The organism is Methylocystis sp., assembly GCF_051062815.1.
In the GTDB taxonomy this organism is placed as follows: Bacteria; Pseudomonadota; Alphaproteobacteria; order Rhizobiales; family Beijerinckiaceae; genus Methylocystis.
In genome coordinates, this window is the sequence record NZ_JBPFDU010000080.1 from 38,480 (window position 1) to 55,445 (window position 16,966).

The window sequence follows — 16,966 nt, forward strand, 5'->3', positions numbered from 1 at the left end:
CCGAAATGGATAAGCGCATCGAGAAACATGAGACAGAATTTGGAGCGGCGTCGCAGTCGCGCGTTCGTGCGGAGGGCGTCATCGCCTTTTTGAAGTCGCTGACGCTCGCGCGTCTGCCGATTTTCGGTTGCGCCGGCTTCATCGCGTTTTTGTTCCTCGCCAATTTGTGGAATTTCGCCGTCGAGCGCGATTGGCCGAAGTTGCGCATCCGCAGCGCTTGGCCGCTCGCCGGCGTCGCGAAGCCAAAGCCCGCGCCCTGGACTCTCGACGCCTTCCTGTCAGGAGAAACGCAAAAGGCTGTCTCAATAAATCTTGGCCGAATGTCGCCGGTTTTTCCGATCTCGGTTCGCGCGAAAAATCAGCTGGTCTTTTCGCTTTTTGGCGGCTCGGCCGCGCCCGGCGTCGTCATTGGCCGCGACGGCCAGCTCTATGAGCAGTTCTACATCGACGAATTTTGCGCCCGCGACGGCGCGTTCGATTCCGCGCGGCTCGGCGCGTGGTCTTCGACGCTGCGCGACATTCAGGAGATGGCGCAACGCCGCGGCAAGAGCTTCGTCTATCTCGTTTCGCCCTCCAAGGCGGCGCGCTACCCGGAAGATCTGCCGAAGTCCGCGCCTTGCGCACTACGCGCGCCGTCGATGCCCGAGAAGCTTGCGCCCTATCGCGCGGCGCTCGACGCGGTTCGCGTGCGCTATGTGGACGGCCCGGCGCTCATTGCGAGGGAAAAGTCCAGACAGCCGATACCGCTGTTTCCGCGTGGCGGCACCCATTGGAACAGCGTCGGCGGCGCGCTCGCCATGCGTGGCGCGACGCGTGCGCTTCCAGCTTCTCCCGTGGGGGTTCTGGATTTTACGTCAGCGCCGGCGCCAGAAGCCCTAGGCACAGACCGCGACCTGCTGGATCTGCTCAATCTCTTATGGCCCGACGCGTATTACCCCACGGCGGCGATCGGCCGGGCAGGGGAGAAGGGCGATTGCGCGCGGGCGCCGCGGCTGCTCGCGCTTGGCGGGAGCTTCCTGCATGAAGTTCTGGCGGCGGCGACGCTTGCGCCCTGTCCGCCGCAAATCGACTACTGGTTCTATATGCGGACCGAGGACAACGGAATCGAACTCGGTCATTACCGGCGCGCGCCCGGCGACGCTTCGAACGGCGAGCGGCTGGCGGCGACATCGGAAGAACTCGATGAAAACCTCGCCGGCGCCGACGTGGTCCTGCTTGAAGAAAATGAATCGAGCATCGCCACGACGAAGCAGGTTGGGCATCTCGCCGAGGCGCTGCGTCGTCTGCCGTAGCGCGCTCGCGGCCGCTCACGCCGCCTGCGACGGATCATCCCAATATCCCTCGGAACGGGCGATCCTCGCGTATTCCGCATGCACCACGGCCGGGGTGTAAAGCCGCTCCAGTCGTCGCACGACGAAATGGCCGCGCGCGAGGCTTTGGAAGTGTTCGGTGAAAGCCACGTTGATCGCCGCGCCGCTGATCGCGCCGATGATCGGGACGGCCTGCGCCGCGGTCTTTTGCGACACGACCATGCCGAAACGCGCCCCGATCGCGCCGATCAAACGGGCGAGAGCAGGCGCCGCCTCGTTGGAAACCCGCCGCACGGTCAGAAAGCGCGCGGCGTCGGACACGGACTTCGCGAGCACGGCGCGCAGCGCAAGATAGCCGCCCTCCAGGACATTTCCCTCGGCGGAATGGCCGCCTAGCGCAAAAACTTCGAGGCAGGCGAGGGCGGCGCCCGGGTGGCGCAAGTCCTCTCCCTCCGCCTGTGCGATTTCCGCGATCGAGCGCAGCATGATCGTCGTCGACACCGGCAATTCCAGCGGCAGGCTCGCCAGGCCAACGGCGCCGCCGACGCCTCCGGTGAGCGCCGCGAGACGACGGTGAATCCGCACCGTGTCCTTCCTTGGCTGGGCGTCGAGGCTCGCCAAGGCCATCTTCATCGCCGTGGCGAGCGCCTTTTGCGTCGCGGCGGCGACCGCCGCCTGTAGTCGCGGCGGCAGCGTCAGCGAGCCAAAACTGAGCTGCCGGCTCGCCAATCCCGCCAGCCGCGTCGCAAAGCTATGTCTTTCCAACGCCGCGACGGCGGAGCGCAGCGCTTCGACATCGGACTGAGACAAGCCCTGGTCCACGAGAACGGGCAGCGGATAGGAGTTCGACACGGAAAGCCTCGGATTTTTGATTACCTTTTAAAAGTCGGACTCTTCCAAGGTCTTTGCAAGCGCGGCAAAGGTGTGGCGAGACGCGAATGCGCAACGCTGGCTCGTGCGCCGGCGCACATGATGCGCCCGTGAAGGCGCGCTATCTTCGGTTGCAGCTCAAGCGGCGCTATTGCATTTCGGGCCTCGTCCTGTACTGCAAGGCGGGTGTTGCCGGCTTCGTTTTGTGCTGGCGGCCACAGGAAGAGGAGAACTGAATGCTGAAGTTTGGTTTGGGTCGCGCGCTGAGCGGCGTTTTCGCTCTGGCCCTGCTGGCGCCCGCGAGCGCCTTCGCGGGCGACCGCGTCGGGATGTTGCAGTGCCGGCTTCTAGGCAATGGCATCAGCGTTCTAGTCGAAAATCAGCAGATGGACTGCATTTATCGCGATGACGCCGAAGGCGCGGCTCCGGCCCACTATGCGGGCGCGCTCACCAAGGTCGGCGCAAATGTGACGATCAATGGTCCTGGCCAACTGTCCTGGGGCGTCGTCGCGGCGACAGACCACCTTGGACCCGGCGCTCTCGCGGGCTCCTATTTCGGCCCGGGAGTCTCAGCCAAGTTCGGGGTCGGGGGCGGAGGCGCGGCGCTCGTCGGCGGATCCGACAACATCTTCTCGCTGCAGCCCTTCAACGTCCAGGCCGGCTCTGGAGTGGGGTGGACGGCCGGCGTCGAGAGCTTGACGCTGGCCTATATCCCGCCGCCTCCGCCGCCCGCGCCGCGCCGCGGCCATGTCCACCATCATCACCACGGGCATCAGGGCCACACCCACCATCACACGAGCCATCACCACCACTAAGGGTCGGCTCTAAAGTCGCATCAGACCGGCGCGGAGAAACTCAGCAGCCGGTCGGTGGGGAAATCATAAAGCCTCGCGCTCTCGCGCCATTCCGGCGCCAGCGGCGCGAGGCATTTTTTTGCGAATTCTTCAGGCGTTTTGAGCGTCATCGGATCTTCGCCCGGCATCGCCTGAGCGCGCATGCGCGTGCGCAGCGGACCCGGATTGGCGAGCATGACGGTCACGCCATCGCCGGCGCTTTCAGACGCATAGGTGCGGGCCATCGCTTCGAGGGCCGCCTTCGAGACCGCATAAGCGCCCCAGAACGGCTTCATTGTCGCGCGATGCGCCGCCCCTGAGGTGATGAAGAGGACGCGTCCGGCGCCAGACGCGCGCAAGAGCGGATCAAGGGAACGGATCAGACGCCAGTTTGCGGTGACGTTGATCGCGATGACGCGATTCCAGTCCTTCGGGTCGACGTGGGCGAGCGGCGACAGAGGGCCGAGAACGCCTGCGTTGCCAACGAAGGCGTCGAGCTTGCCCCAGCGTTCGAACAGCGCCGCGCCGAGACGGTCAAGCGCGTCGAAGTCGGCCAGATCGCAGGGAACGAGCGTCGCTTGTCCGCCCTGCGCGCGGATTTCATCGTCGAGTTCTTCGAGCGCGCCCTGCGTGCGCGCCAAGGCCACGACATGCGCGCCGTCGCGGGCGAGTTCCAGGGCGAGCGCGCGTCCAATGCCGCGCGACGCGCCGGTGACGAGGGCGATGCGGTCGGAAGGAAGAAGCGTCATGACGATCTATTCGCTTCGGCCTGATAGGATCCGAACTTCGCTTCGGTAAAGGCGTAAATGTCGAGCAGATCGGCGTGCGCGCGACGAGAAAGACGGAATTCAGCCACGACGTTGGTCAGCGCGGCGACGAGCTTCTGCTAAAATTTCGTCCATCATCGTCTCTGACGCAGCGGCGCCATCAGAATTTGCGAGAACTTCGCGCAGCCGGCGCAGTTGTTCATCTCGCGGCAGCCGCCGCCATGCTTCCACCTCCGCTTCAGTCGGCGTGGCGGAGGGCATGACCGCGGATGCTCTTACTTCACTCGCCATGGGGATCTCGTGCGCGCGATTGTCATGTATCAGCTTGCCTCCGCCAACAGCGACAGTTGCGCGCGGTTTTCGCCGACAAGGTCGGTCAGCGACGTGGGATACTCCCCGGTGAAGCAGTGGTCGGTGAACTGCGGCCGGATGGGATCACGGCGCTCGTAGCCCATGGCGCGATAGATGCCGTCGACCGACAGGAAGCCCAGCGAGTCGCAGCCGATATATTCGCGCATTTCATCGAGCGTATGCGTCGCGGCGAGCAGATTCTCCTTCTGCGGCGTATCGATGCCGTAGTAGTCCGGATTGGTGATCGGCGGCGACGAAATCAGGAAATGCACTTCCGTCGCGCCGGCGTCGCGCATCATCTGCACGATTTTCACCGACGTCGTGCCGCGCACGACGGAATCGTCGATGAGGATCACGCGTTTCCCGGCGACGACGCAGCGGTTGGCGCTGTGTTTCATGCGTACGCCGAAATCGCGGGCAATTTGCGTCGGCTCGATGAAGGTGCGCCCGACATAGTGATTGCGGATAATGCCGAGCTCGAACGGCACGCCGGATTGCTGCGAATAGCCGAGCGCCGCTGGCACGCCGGAGTCCGGCACGGGCACCACGACGTCCGCCTCGATCAGGCGCTCGCGCGCGAGCTCGGCGCCCATCGCCTTGCGCACCTCATAGACCGGACGGCCATGGACGATGGAATCGGGACGGGCGAAATAGATATATTCGAAGATGCAGGGGCGCATCGGCTGCGGCGGAAACGGCCGCAAGCTCTGAATTCCGTCCTCGGAGATAATGACGATCTCGCCATTCATCACGTCGCGAACGAAGCGCGCGCCGATGATGTCGAGCGCGCAAGTTTCCGACGCGAGAATATATTTTCCGTTGAATTCGCCGATGACGAGCGGGCGGATGCCGAGCGGATCACGCGCGCCGATCAGCTTCTTGTTGGTGAGCGCGACGAGCGAATAGGCGCCTTCGATCGAGCGAAGCGCTTCAATGAAACGGTCGATGAGCAGCGGCCTGCGGCTGCGCGCCACGAGATGAAGGATGACCTCGGTGTCCGAAGTCGACTGGAAAATCGCGCCTTCGCGGATCAGTTCGCGGCGCAGCGTCTGGGCATTGGTGAGGTTGCCGTTGTGGGCGACCGCGAAGCCGCCAGTGTTCAGTTCCGCGAACAGCGGCTGCACGTTGCGCAGCATGGTTTCGCCGGTGGTGGCGTAGCGCACATGTCCGATCGCCGTGGCGCCGGGCAGGCGCTTGATCGTGTTTTCCTGAGAAAAGTGATCGCCGACAAGGCCCAGTCGGCGCTCGCCATGGAAGCGGCCGCCGTCGAAGCTGACGATGCCGGCGGCCTCTTGGCCGCGATGCTGCAGGGCGTGCAAGCCCAAGGCGGCGATCGCTGCGGCGTCCGGCAGATCGAAGACGCCGAACACGCCGCAATATTCGCGAAGCCTGTCGCCGTCGAGATCGTCTGTCGCGTCAATCTCGCGGGATGAGGATCGTTGAAGATCCTCGGCGGCCTCCGTCATGCTTCGTCCCCCGTGACGCGCCGCTCAGCACTCCCAAGCGCCCGGCCGTCGCATTCCCGTCATATGTGCCAGCGGCGGGGCCCAACCGCAAGACCATCATTCAGGCTTGTCGCCCGATTGAGGCGCCGCCTCGGCCGGCGCCTCAGCCGGAGCCTCCGAGCTTGCGTCGGTCGGCGCGGGCTGAATTTTGTCCGGCTCGACGTCGGCCGGCGGCTCCTCATTCGTCGGAGCGCCCTTCTTCGCCTTGATCTTGGCGACGAGGCTGTCGATGTCGTCGGGCAGCATTTCCCGCAGTTTCTCGCCGCCAGCCGTCAGGAAGGGTTTAGCGCGCGCGTCCTTGATCCATTCGGGCTGATTCGTTTCGGGCACCAGCCAGCTGTAAAAGACGAAGGCGACGACGGCGAGCAGCGCGCCGCGAACGGCGCCGAACAGGAAACCGAGCGTGCGATCGAGGGCGCCGACCTTCGAATCGAGGATGACGTCCGAGAGCTTCACCGTGATGAGAGAAACAGCGATCAAAGCGACGAAAAATACGGAGGCGACGGAAGCCGCGAGAGCGATCTCGTCCTTGCTGACGTATGGTTTGATGTAGGGCAGGGCGAGCGGATAAAAGAAATACGCCGCCGCCGCCGCCGCAACCCAGGACAGGATTGCAAGGACTTCGCGGGTGAAGCCGCGCAAAAGAGCGAGCATCCCCGAAATCAGAACGACGGTAATCACAGCCAAATCAAGATATGACGGCATCGCTAGCCCCTTGCTTGTTCGCCCCGAGCTCTGAACGCTTCTGAACGGGCTGTTGGCCGCCTTCCGGGCGACATCCGCACCACCCTCTCCAGAACCTGTGTCAACTTTGCGCCGCCGCGGGCGGCCAAGCGTCGGTCCGGCAGGCGTCTCGCTTTCGCACTGGCAGCCTTCTAACGCATCTTGAGGCCAGCCGGAAACACTAATGCGCGACATCTTTAGCCGCGCGCGATCGTTCTTTCGCGCGTCGAAATGCGAGCGATGGCCGCGACGAGGCCGCCGACGTCCGCGCAGGGACGGATCGTCACGCCGGCGCCGCGCCCGTCATCGGAGATTTGTTGGGATTGTGGGACGACGGCGAGATGGAACCCGAGTTTCCCTGACTCGCGCAGTCGCATGCCGGCATGAATGACAGGCCGCACGGCGCCGGAGAGCCCGATCTCGCCAAAAAAGCACATGTCGGGCGGCAGGACGGCGCCGGTGAGCGACGAGACGAGGGCGGCGGCCGCTGCGAGGTCGGCGGCCGGCTCATGGGCCCGAAATCCACCTGCGACGTTGAGATAGACGTCGTGCATGCCAAGCTTCAGCCCGCCATGCGCTTCGAGCACGGCCAGGATCATGGAGAGCCGATTCTGGTCGAAACCGACGACGGCGCGTCGCGGCGTGCCGAGAGAGCTCGGCGCGACGAGCGCCTGGATTTCGATCAGCAGCGGACGCTGCCCCTCCATGCCGGCGACGACCGCGGCGCCCGGCGCGCCAGAGTCTCGGCCGGCGAGAAAAAGCGCCGATGGATTGGCGACTTCGGCGAGGCCGAGGCTGGTCATCTCGAAGACGCCGATTTCGCCTGTCGCGCCAAATCGGTTCTTGGAGGCGCGCAGCATGCGGAAATGATGCGCGCCGTCGCCCTCGAAGGACAGGACGGCGTCGACCATGTGTTCGACCACGCGCGGACCTGCGACCTGCCCGTCCTTCGTGACATGGCCGACGAGAACGATCGTCGAGCCTGTCGTCTTGGCGTGGCGCAGGAGCGCCTGGGCGCTTGCGCGCACCTGCGTCACCGTTCCAGGCGCCGACTCCGCCATGTTGGTGTGCATCGTCTGTATCGAATCGATTACGATCAACGCCGGGCGGGCGCCTGTCGCGCAGGTGGCGAGAATGTCTTCGACCTGGGTTGCGGCGGCGAGCTCCACTCGCGCATCGGTGAGATTGAGCCTGGTCGCGCGCAGGCGCACCTGGGCGACGGCCTCCTCGCCCGAAATATAGACGACGCGCGCGCCGCGGCGCGCCAGAGTTGCGCAGGCCTGGATGAGCAGAGTGGATTTGCCGATGCCCGGCTCGCCGCCGAGCAGCAGCACCGAGCCAGGCACGAAGCCGCCGCCGGTGACGCGGTCGAATTCGTCGATTCCCGTCGCAATTCTAGGCGCGGGCCGGCCTTCGCCAGCGAGCCCCTCGAGTTCGAAGACGCGGCCGCGCGCGGCGCGGCGGGAAACGGCGGGCGCGCCGGCCTCCGACTCTTCAACGAGGCTGTTCCACTCGCCGCAGGAGTCGCAGCGACCTTGCCACCGCGACGCGACGGCGCCGCAGTTCTGACAGACGTAGACCGCGCGGCTTTTGGCCATGCCTGCTTGGCGCATGGCGCGCCGACGCTTGTCAAGCGGATAAGCGCGCGCGAAGCCGCAAGCGTCACTCGTCGCCGTTGATTCTCGCACGCATGATGTTGGACGGCTTGAAGGAGACGACCAGCCGCGCCGAAATCTTGGCGCCTGCGCCAGTCTTCGGATTGCGTCCCTGCCGCTCCTTCTTGGAGCGTACCGTAAAGGCGCCAAAGGAAGAGAGCTTGACGTCTTCGCGCGCGACGATGCGCTCGAAGATCTCTTCGAGCACCATTTCGACGCATTTCGCGGACTCCGCCCGCGGCACTCCAACTTTCCGATGGATTGCGTCTGCAAGGTCCGAGCGGGTCACGGTGCCCCCCCTCGCCATGCGCTTTTCTTTCGCTTCGCCGTTCGGCTTAGCGGTCGCGTCCCCCTTGGCCATCTTCTGCCTTACAATTCATCAAAAACGACGGTCGTGGGCTGTTCGGAGCGCGCCGGGAGGGACGACGGGGCGCTATCAGGGGCGGCGCGTTATCGCTCCGAAACCCGCCCACAGCGGGTATTCGCCACCGGCTATTGTCGGAATTTTTCAGAATTGAATCGGGAAATCAAGCGCAGGTTGTAATCGCGCGTGTAATATTTCGTGCCAATATTTGCTTACATTGAAATAGTTGTTGTATTACGCCAGCTTACCAGCGTATCAGCGCCGATCCCCAGGTAAAGCCGCCCCCGACGGCTTCAAGCATGACGAGATCGCCCCGTTTGATTCGTCCGTCCGCCGAGGCGACCGCCAAAGCCAGGGGCACTGACGCGGCGGAGGTGTTGCCGTGTAAATGCACGGTGGCGATGATCTTTTCCGGCGCAATCCCGAGTTTTTGCGCCGACATGTCGATGATTCGGCGATTGGCCTGATGCGGCACGAACCAATCAAGATCCTCGGGGGTCAGTCCCGTCGCGGCGAAAGCGTCCTTGACGACGTCGGTGACTTGGCCGACCGCGAAGCGGAACACCTCTTTCCCCTCCATACGCAGATGACCGACGGTTTGAGTCGCGGACGGGCCGCCGTCGACGTGGAGTTTCGCGCGATGGCGTCCGTCAGAGCGCAGATGAGTCGTCAGCACGCCGCGCTCGTCGGCCCCTCCCTGCGACGGTTGCGCCTCGAGCACCATCGCGCCGGCGCCGTCGCCAAACAGCACGCAGGTGGTGCGGTCGGTCCAATCGATGATCCGGGAGAACGTCTCGGCGCCGATCACAAGCGCGCGCTTGTGCGAGCCCGAACGTAGAAATTTCTCCGCCGTGGCGACGGCGAAAACGAATCCCGAGCAGACGGCCTGCAGATCAAACGCCACGCCGTGCGTAATGCCGAGGGCCGCTTGAATCTGCGTCGCGGTTGACGGGAAGGTCCAGTCCGGCGTCGATGTCGCCACGACGATCAGGTCGATGTCGTCGGCGGTAATTCCCGCATTGGCGAGCGCATCGCGCGCGGCCATTTCCCCGAGCATCGACGTCGTCTCGCCTTCCGCGGCGATATGGCGCTCCTTGATTCCAGTTCGCTGCACAATCCACGCGTCGCTCGTGTCGACGAGCTTGGCGAGCTCGTCATTGGTGAGGGTTTTTTGCGGGAGATAGGCGCCGACGCCGAGGACGACGGAACGCAGTTGAGGCATGCTTGTCGTCACTGAGCGGCTTCCCGGGGAGGACTGGTCGAAACGGCGCCGTCCTGGCCTTCGAGGCTGTGCGCCAGCGCGACAGTGTCGCGAATACGATTGAGAAGGTCGCTGCCGGCCACCTCATGGCCGATCTCGACGGCCCGCGCGAAGCCGACCGAATCGGCGCCGCCGTGGCTTTTGATGACGATTCCCTGGAGCCCAAGAAACACGCCGCCATTCGTCGCCCTGGTGTCCATCTTGGCGCGAAGTTGGCGGAAGGCCCCGAGCGCGAGAAGATAGCCGAGCTTGGCGAGCAACGTGCCGCCCATCGCCTCTTTGACATAGGCGGTAATCTGCGCGGCGGTTCCTTCAGCGGTCTTGAGCGCGATATTGCCGGTAAAGCCCTCGGTGACGACAACGTCGACGGCGCCCTGTCCGATCCCGTCGCCCTCAACGAAGCCGCGATAATCGAAACCGGGCAGGGCGAGATCGCGCAGCATGGTCGAGGCGGCCTTCACCTCTTCGATGCCCTTGATCTCTTCGGCGCCGACATTGAGCAGGCCGACGGTCGGGCGCTCAACTCCCAGCATCACTCGCGCCATCGCCGCGCCCATGATCGCGAGATCGACAAGGTGGCTGGCGTTGGCGCCCATCGAGGCGCCGACGTCGAGCACCACCGACTGGCCCCTGAGCGTCGGCCAAAGGCAGGCGAGGGCCGGCCGGTCGACGCGCGCCATCGTATGCAGGCAAATTTTCGCCATGGCCATCAGCGCGCCGGTGTTGCCGGCCGAGACGGCGACGTCCGCGTCGCCTTTCTTGACCGCCTCGATCGCAAGCCACATCGACGAGACCCGCCGCCCGTAGCGCAGCGCCTGACTCGGCCTGTCGTCCATACGGATCGACACCGAAGAGTGGCGCACGTCGGCGCATTCGGCGAGGCGCGGATAGCGTTGAAGCTGCGCGCGGATCGCCGGCTCGTCGCCGATCAGCAGGAAGCGGCTGTTGGGACGCCGTTCGAGCGCGCTGGCCGCGCCCGCGATGGTCACCTTCGGGCCAAAATCGCCGCCCATCGCGTCGAGCGCGATCCGAACAGTTTGCGGCATTTAATTCGTTTCCCCCGACTGCGCGCCTGGATTCGCCGTCTTAACTCTTGGCCGGCCTTTGTGACGCGTCCGAGAAGCGCGTTCGCGCTCCCGCCCTTGCGGGCGACTTGCCATTTGCTGGCCATAGGCGCAAGTGCCTATTCTGTCTCGCCTCAAGCCTCGCGGCGCGGCTTGAGCCGTCCCAGGGCGGCGAAAGGCGAGACGGCCTGAGCTCCGTCGCCAGGCTGCGGTTCGACGAAATGCGCACCTGGCTTGCGAGGATAGGGATCAAGCGCCAGCGTGAAGAACTCGGAAACCATCGCGCCGAGATCGACGCCGCCGCCGATCAACGGATCGGGCGGATCCTCATCGAGCGTAATTTCAGTCAACTCTTCGTATCGCCCTCGGCTGCGCGGCGCCTCGTCCGGCGGCGGCGCAAAGCGCATCTGGATGGGTTCGATGAGCTCCGAGTCGAACTCCTCGAGCGTCGTGACGCAGGTTTGCCGAATGCTCGCGCGCAGCTCGCCTTCGATCTCCAATCCGTCGCCGCGCCGCTGCCGCGCGCGCAGCTCTGCTTGGAGCGAATGGACGGCGGGCAGCGCATTGTGCTGCGCCAGTGCGGCGCATTCGAGCGGCGTCGCCCGGATGTCGACGTCGAGACCTTCGGTTGGCACTTCAGAGAGGGCGAGACGGCGCGAAAGCGGCGGATGCGAGTCGAAAGTGTTGTTCATGGCGTCGTCTCCAGGTCGCGCGCGTTCGATAATCAAATATGTGCGTCGGCGCACGGACGCCAGCGCTGCGCAGCGCAAGAAGAGCGTCTTGCTTTCGCTGCGTTCGAAGATTACGGATTTGGCGAGGACTATCGACCGGGCGCAGGCGCGCCGCGGCGGATGATTTCGGAGACATTCATGGCGCAGGCTTTGCGCGTCGTTTCTCGTTTAGCGGCCGTGGCCGGCCTCGCTGCTTCGCTTTCCGCTTGTCTCGGGTATGAGGGCGTCGTCACCCGCGGCGCCGTGCTCGATTCGCGCAGCACCGGGCAAATTAAGCCTGGCATGCCGGCGCAGCAGGTGATGGCGACCCTTGGCACCCCCTCCACGACGTCGACGGTCGGCGGCGACGCCTGGTATTACGTCAGCCAGCGTATCGAGCGCCAATTCGCCTTCATGCCACAGAATATTACCGATCAGCGCGTCTATGCGGTTTACTTCGACAAGTCGAAGAAAGTTCAGCGCGTGGCCGATTACGGCATGGAGGACGGCAAGCCGATCGACTTCATCACCCGCACGACGCCGACCGCCGGCCCCGAATATCATCTGCTCCAAGGCATGCTCTCCAAGGTGTCGAATCTCTTTTAGAGACACCCGCTCTCGTTTCGAGACGCCGGCCGCAGCAAGTTCGCGTCTCGACTAGTGGCGTCATTGTGGCGACGGCGACGCGCCTGTCTGCGTAAGCCATTGTAAGGAATGAGTTTTCGGCTGCCGCGCGTCTGTGGCGCGGCCGTAATTGTGGCGCGAGCATGGCTCCGGCCGCCGATCTTTCGCCCCGCCTCGCAGGTAACCTTCTGTTTACGCAAACTTTGCGTAATTGTGGAGAAACCGCGAAGCATGACCGTCACGCTGACGAACGCCCCGCCGCCTTCAAAAGACGAGAAGGTCGCGTCGCCTCGCTCAGGCCGGCACTCCAAGGCGTCGCCCAGCGCGACCCTGCCGGGCTTACTGCTTGATCAATCCTGTTCGCCTTTGTTGCGGGCGCTTTGCGTCGCGACCCTGCTTTCGGTGCTGGCTGTCCTGGCGATGACCGCCGAGCGCGACGAGACTCGTCGTCCGGAGCGGACCGCGCGCGCTGCACGCGCCCGCGTCGCCGCATCTCCGCTGACGACGCTGACGCAATCCGCCGATGACGATACGGCGCTCGACTCGGACTTTTCATTGGAGCAGGCGGCGCTCACCTGGTCGCATCGGCTGGGGAGTGACGACGCCTTCGATACGCCGGGCGTGATGCGGTTCGGGTCCGTCAAGGTGCAGCAGTCGATTGTCGAGCGCGTCGTTAAGGCGGCGCAGACGACTGAAATGGACCCGGCGCTGCTCATGGCCATCGCCGACAAGGAGTCGAATTTCTCCTCCACCGCGAAGGCGCGGACGTCGTCCGCCAGCGGGCTCTTCCAATTCGTCGAGAAAACCTGGCTTAAGGCGATGAAAACCTTCGGTTGGCGCCATGGGCACGGCGAGACGGCGGCGGCGATCGCGAGCGACGATTCGGCGCGCGTCAGCGGACAGAAGCGGGCGCAAATCCTGGGCCTGCGCAACGATCCCTATCTTTCCGCGGTTCTCGCCGCCGAAATGCTTAAAAAGGACAGCGCCCGGATCGCCGAGAAGATCGGCCGTCCTCTGACCCGCGGCGAAACCTACCTCATCCACTTCCTGGGTCCGGACGACGCCGAGCGCTTCATGCGGACCGTGGACGAGGCGCCGCACACGTCGGCGGCGTCGCTACTGCCGAGGCCGGCGCGCGCCAATAAGCCGATCTTCTACGAGCAGCAGGGCCGCCGGCTCAAGGTTCGCTCGGTCCAGGAGGTGCATGAAGCCTTCGAGACGATGATGGACAAGCGCACCAGCCGCTATGAGGACGTCGCTGCGAAACTGCCGGGAGGCGCCACCGCCTATGCCGAATAGGCGCGCCGAAGCTTCGCCGCCGGCGCTCGAGCAGGTTCCGAAAAAGTTGACAGACTTGAACCTGCTCAACATTTTGATTTTGAGCGATTCCTTATCGATCACATGATTCCATGTGATCGGGATGCGCTCTAGCCTGAGACGGCGGTCTTCCCCATCATCAGGTCGAGATTTTGCACCGCCGCGCCGGCCGCGCCCTTGCCGAGATTGTCGAGCCGGGCGACGAGAAGGGCGTGGCGGCGCGCCTCATTGGCGATGACGAAGACCTCCATGTCATCGGTTCCGTTCAGCGCCAGCGGATCGAGCTTGCCGCTTGTCGGCGCGGCCGCCAGCCGGACATGTTTCGCCTCCGCGTAGTGACCGGCATAGACGCCTTCGAAATCCTCGGCTCTGGGCTTGCCGGGCAGCGCGTCCAGCGCGAGCGGCATCGAGACAAGCATGCCCTGCCTGAAATTGCCGACCGAGGGCACGAAAAGCGGCCGCTCGGAAAGCTTCGAATAGGCCATGATCTCGGGCACATGTTTGTGTTCGAGGCTGAGCGCATAGAGCTCGAACGCCGGCGCTTCGTCGCGCTCATAGGCTTCGATCATCTGCCGTCCGCCCCCCGAATAGCCCGAGATGGCGTTGATCGTCAGCGGCTGGTCCGACCGGATAAGCCCGGCGTCGACGAGCGGACGGATGAGCGCGATCGCGCCCGTGGCGTAGCAGCCGACGTTCGCGATCCGGCGCCCGCGGGCGATCGCCGCCGCCTGTCCCTTGCAAAGCTCCGCAAAGCCGTAGACCCAACCATCCGCCACGCGATGCGCCGTGGAGGCGTCGAGCAACCGCGGGCCGCCCGCGCCGAGGGCGTCGCAGAGCGCGACGGTTTCCCTGGCCGCATCGTCCGGCAGACACAAAATCGCGATGTCCACGGAAGCGAGAATGTCGCGCTTGGCGGCGACATCCTTGCGTGTCTCCTGTGGGAGCGAGACGAGCGAAATGTCCTCGCGTCCGGCGAGCCGTTCGCGAATTTCGAGCCCCGTAGTGCCGGCGTCGCCGTCGATGAAGATCCTGGTTTTTGTCGTCATGGCCCGCATCTAGTCGATTTGGCGAAGGAGAAAAAGGATTGTCGCGAAGAACCTTCACGCGTTTTTGACGCGCGCGGCGCTCCATCCTATAGCGCGGCGGGACGCGTCCGCCGCAATCCGGGCGCAGCGCAGTCGCAAGCGGGAGCCGATGGTCGACAGTCCGTGCGTAAAGATCTGCGAACTCGATCAGGACGGCGTGTGCGTCGGCTGCGGCCGCACGCGCGCCGAGATCGCCGGCTGGATGTCGATGTCAGATGCGGAAAAGGCCCAGGTCGTCGAGCGGGCGGACAAGCGCAAGCGCGCGATGAGCGCCAGCGACAAAAGCAAACCCCAACCTCTTATCGCGTCGAGCGAATAGTGGTGACGGCGACATTGCGCGCTCTATATCGATTTATACGAAATGAGTTTTGACCGCCTCCTTGAGGAGGAGAGCTTATGGCGAAGCAGGTAACGGAAACAGACGGCGCGCTGAGAGCATACGCGCTGCGGCTGTTAGACACGGTCTACAACGCCTCGGTCTATGCGGTGATCGCCTACAGCGGGCTGCTGGTCCTGCTCGCGATCGTCGGCCTGGCGATCTTCATGAAAATTATTTACGTGCCAGAATTTCATCCCTGGTAGCCGCGCTCATTTTGCCAAAGCGCCTGCTCATCGTCGCGCACGCGCCTTCGCGTAACACCGAGCGATTGCGGGACGCGGTCGCCGCCGGCGCGCGCGCGCCCGAGATCGAGGGCGTTGACGTCGAGACGCTCAGCCCTTTCGCGGCGACGCCCGAGCATGTTCTCGCCGCGCAGGCGGTCATTCTCGGAACCACCGAAAATCTCGGCTACATGAGCGGGGCGCTCAAGGACTTCTTCGATCGTTGCTACTATCCCTTGTTGGAGCGCACGCAGGGCCTGCCATACGCGCTTTACATTCGCGCCAGCCACGACGGAACAGGAACGCGGCGCGGAGTCGAGACGATCGTGACCGGGCTGCGCTGGCGGGCGATCCGCGAGCCGCTCATCTGCCGGGGCGAATGGCGGGAAGACTTCGTCGATGAATGCCGCGAACTGGGGATGCTCGTGGCGGCGGGCCTCGACGTGGGGGCCATTTGAGCCGATCAAGCCATCGTCTATAGCAACCGCGCGGGCCGCAGGCCGGCGCGAATGATGGTCCGGCAGGGCGAATGCAGCGAAGCGACGATTTTCTCGGCCATCCGCGCGGGCTCGCCTTTCTCTTCGCTTCGGAAATGTGGGAGCGGTTTTCCTATTACGGCATGCGGGCGCTGCTCGTCCTCTACATGGTCGACTACCTGCTGACGCCGGAGCGCATGAGCACGGCGCTCGGCCTTGACGCCTTGAAGCGCGGGCTCGAGACGCTTTTTGGTCCGCTCGGTCCGCAACCTTTCGCCTCGCAAATCTATGGGCTCTACACCGGCCTCGTTTATCTCGCGCCGATCCTCGGCGGAGCGATCGCAGACCGCTGGTTAGGGCGCGCGCGCACGATCGTGATCGGCGCGGCGTTGATGGCCGTCGGCCATTTCATGATGGCGTACGATCGCCTCTTTCTGATCGCGCTGCTTTGCATCGCGCTCGGCTGCGGCGGCTTCAAGCCGAACATCTCCGTCCAGGTCGGGGAGCTTTACGCGGGGGCGGATGCCCGTCGCGACCGCGCTTATTCGATTTTCTATGTCGGCATCAATATCGGCGCATTCTTCGCGCCGCTGGTTTGCGGAACAGTCGGGGAGACGATCGGCTGGCATTATGGCTTCGCCTGCGCGGGCGTCGGCATGGCGATCGGCCTCGCGACGTATGTGATCGGCCTTCCGAGCCTGCCGCCCAAGCCGATGCGCGGCGTCAGGCGCGCGCCGACGGCGCAAATGCGCGCGCAGTTTCGCCGGTCGCTCGTCATCCTCATGCTGCTCTTTGCGCCTTCCGCGCTGTTCTGGGCGGCCTTTGAGCAGCAGGGCAACACGATCGCGCTCTGGGCGGCGCAATCCACCGACCGCGGCGTCGATGTTTTCGGATGGCGCGCCGAAATTCCGGTGACTTGGTTTCAGGCCTTCAATCCGCTGATGATCTTTCTCTTCACGCCGCCGCTCGTTTCCTTTTGGAGCCGGCTCTCTCGGGCTGGGCGCGAGCCCTCGACGATCAGTAAAATGTCGCTTGGCTGTCTCGGCGTCGCCGCGAGCTACGGCGTCATGGCGCTCGCGGCCTGGACGAGCGACGGCGGTAAGGCGAGCTGGCTTTGGCTCCTCGTCTTTTTCTGCGTCATCACCGTTTCAGAACTGCACTTTTCGCCGATCGCCCTGTCGCTCGTGTCGCATGTCGCGCCGGAAGGATCGCGCTCGGCGCTGATGGGCGTGTGGTTCACATCGATGTTTCTCGGCAATGTCCTGGCGGGATGGCTCGGCAGTTTGTGGTCGAGCGCGCCCAGCGTGTATTTCTTCCTGCTCATGGGCGCGCTCGGCGTCGTCGGCGCGCTGATCGTTGAGGCTGCGCGGCGACCGCTTGGCGGCCTCCTGTCTTCCCGCTAGCGACCGTGGCGTGCGACTGCGAACGCGAAGACGCCACACGCGGACAAT

Annotated in this window: 18 protein-coding genes; 8 read left to right on the forward strand and 10 right to left on the reverse strand. The window is 64.5% G+C overall.

The genetic code is table 11. From position 1 onward, the window contains the following. The first annotated feature begins 5 nt into the window (after nt 1–5). A complete protein-coding gene (locus ACR65W_RS16985; RefSeq protein WP_434497906.1) occupies nt 6–1,292 on the forward strand; it encodes an alginate O-acetyltransferase AlgX-related protein in 1,287 nt (428 codons plus the stop codon). Nucleotides 1,293–1,307: 15 nt separating this feature from the next. On the opposite strand, the gene ACR65W_RS16990 is transcribed toward ACR65W_RS16985, so the two are convergent. After that, on the reverse strand, nt 1,308–2,162 hold the full coding sequence (locus ACR65W_RS16990) for an EcsC family protein (protein ID WP_434497907.1): 855 nt from the start codon (nt 2,160–2,162) through the stop codon (nt 1,308–1,310). 254 nt (nt 2,163–2,416) lie between these two features. Here ACR65W_RS16990 and ACR65W_RS16995 point away from each other — a divergent pair, with 254 nt between their 5' ends. Then, nucleotides 2,417–2,995 (forward strand): DUF992 domain-containing protein, encoded by a 579-nt coding sequence (locus ACR65W_RS16995; protein WP_434497909.1) that lies wholly within the window; start codon nt 2,417–2,419, stop codon nt 2,993–2,995. A gap of 20 nt (nt 2,996–3,015) precedes the next feature. On the opposite strand, the gene ACR65W_RS17000 is transcribed toward ACR65W_RS16995, so the two are convergent. The 8 genes from ACR65W_RS17000 to ACR65W_RS17035 all read right to left on the reverse strand — a co-directional run bounded on the left by ACR65W_RS17000 (nt 3,016) and on the right by ACR65W_RS17035 (nt 11,395). Further along, nucleotides 3,016–3,762 carry an SDR family NAD(P)-dependent oxidoreductase gene (locus ACR65W_RS17000; RefSeq protein WP_434497910.1) on the reverse strand — a complete coding sequence of 249 codons (747 nt, stop codon included), beginning with the start codon at nt 3,760–3,762 and terminating at the stop codon, nt 3,016–3,018. A gap of 338 nt (nt 3,763–4,100) precedes the next feature. Then, nucleotides 4,101–5,597, reverse strand: coding sequence for an amidophosphoribosyltransferase (gene purF, locus ACR65W_RS17005; RefSeq protein WP_434497151.1), 1,497 nt, complete (start codon nt 5,595–5,597; stop codon nt 4,101–4,103). Between the two features lie 96 nt (nt 5,598–5,693). Beyond that, a complete protein-coding gene (locus ACR65W_RS17010; protein WP_434497911.1) occupies nt 5,694–6,341 on the reverse strand; it encodes a CvpA family protein in 648 nt (215 codons plus the stop codon). 215 nt (nt 6,342–6,556) lie between these two features. Next, a complete protein-coding gene (gene radA, locus ACR65W_RS17015; RefSeq protein ID WP_434497912.1) occupies nt 6,557–7,957 on the reverse strand; it encodes a DNA repair protein RadA in 1,401 nt (466 codons plus the stop codon). Between the two features lie 64 nt (nt 7,958–8,021). Beyond that, on the reverse strand, nt 8,022–8,375 hold the full coding sequence (locus ACR65W_RS17020; RefSeq protein WP_434497913.1) for an integration host factor subunit alpha: 354 nt from the start codon (nt 8,373–8,375) through the stop codon (nt 8,022–8,024). Nucleotides 8,376–8,622: 247 nt separating this feature from the next. After that, nucleotides 8,623–9,600: a beta-ketoacyl-ACP synthase III gene (locus tag ACR65W_RS17025; protein WP_434497997.1), complete on the reverse strand. Its 978-nt coding sequence runs from the start codon at nt 9,598–9,600 to the stop codon at nt 8,623–8,625. Nucleotides 9,601–9,608: 8 nt separating this feature from the next. Continuing rightward, nucleotides 9,609–10,685 carry a phosphate acyltransferase PlsX gene (gene plsX / locus ACR65W_RS17030; protein ID WP_434497914.1) on the reverse strand — a complete coding sequence of 359 codons (1,077 nt, stop codon included), beginning with the start codon at nt 10,683–10,685 and terminating at the stop codon, nt 9,609–9,611. Between the two features lie 152 nt (nt 10,686–10,837). After that, the gene (locus tag ACR65W_RS17035) at nt 10,838–11,395 is read right to left on the reverse strand and encodes a YceD family protein (protein WP_434497915.1); all 558 of its coding nucleotides are present in this window, start codon (nt 11,393–11,395) and stop codon (nt 10,838–10,840) included. 177 nt (nt 11,396–11,572) lie between these two features. On the opposite strand from ACR65W_RS17035, the gene ACR65W_RS17040 reads away from it, so the two are divergent. Together ACR65W_RS17040 and ACR65W_RS17045 are read left to right on the forward strand one after the other, a co-directional pair. Beyond that, on the forward strand, nt 11,573–12,019 hold the full coding sequence (locus ACR65W_RS17040; RefSeq protein ID WP_434497916.1) for an outer membrane protein assembly factor BamE: 447 nt from the start codon (nt 11,573–11,575) through the stop codon (nt 12,017–12,019). Nucleotides 12,020–12,268: 249 nt separating this feature from the next. Then, nucleotides 12,269–13,336, forward strand: coding sequence for a transglycosylase SLT domain-containing protein (locus ACR65W_RS17045; protein ID WP_434497917.1), 1,068 nt, complete (start codon nt 12,269–12,271; stop codon nt 13,334–13,336). 128 nt (nt 13,337–13,464) lie between these two features. On the opposite strand, the gene argC is transcribed toward ACR65W_RS17045, so the two are convergent. Then, complete coding sequence (gene argC / locus ACR65W_RS17050) at nt 13,465–14,400, reverse strand: N-acetyl-gamma-glutamyl-phosphate reductase (RefSeq protein WP_434497918.1); 936 nt, start codon at nt 14,398–14,400, stop codon at nt 13,465–13,467. Between the two features lie 148 nt (nt 14,401–14,548). Between argC and ACR65W_RS17055 the strand changes: the two genes are divergently transcribed. The 4 genes from ACR65W_RS17055 to ACR65W_RS17070 all read left to right on the forward strand — a co-directional run bounded on the left by ACR65W_RS17055 (nt 14,549) and on the right by ACR65W_RS17070 (nt 16,918). Continuing rightward, a complete protein-coding gene (locus ACR65W_RS17055; RefSeq protein ID WP_434497919.1) occupies nt 14,549–14,758 on the forward strand; it encodes a DUF1289 domain-containing protein in 210 nt (69 codons plus the stop codon). Nucleotides 14,759–14,835: 77 nt separating this feature from the next. Continuing rightward, nucleotides 14,836–15,021, forward strand: coding sequence for a hypothetical protein (locus ACR65W_RS17060; RefSeq protein ID WP_123175537.1), 186 nt, complete (start codon nt 14,836–14,838; stop codon nt 15,019–15,021). A gap of 11 nt (nt 15,022–15,032) precedes the next feature. Further along, on the forward strand, nt 15,033–15,497 hold the full coding sequence (locus ACR65W_RS17065; protein ID WP_434497920.1) for a flavodoxin family protein: 465 nt from the start codon (nt 15,033–15,035) through the stop codon (nt 15,495–15,497). 71 nt (nt 15,498–15,568) lie between these two features. Then, nucleotides 15,569–16,918: a peptide MFS transporter gene (locus tag ACR65W_RS17070; RefSeq protein ID WP_434497921.1), complete on the forward strand. Its 1,350-nt coding sequence runs from the start codon at nt 15,569–15,571 to the stop codon at nt 16,916–16,918. Nucleotides 16,919–16,966 lie beyond the last annotated feature (48 nt).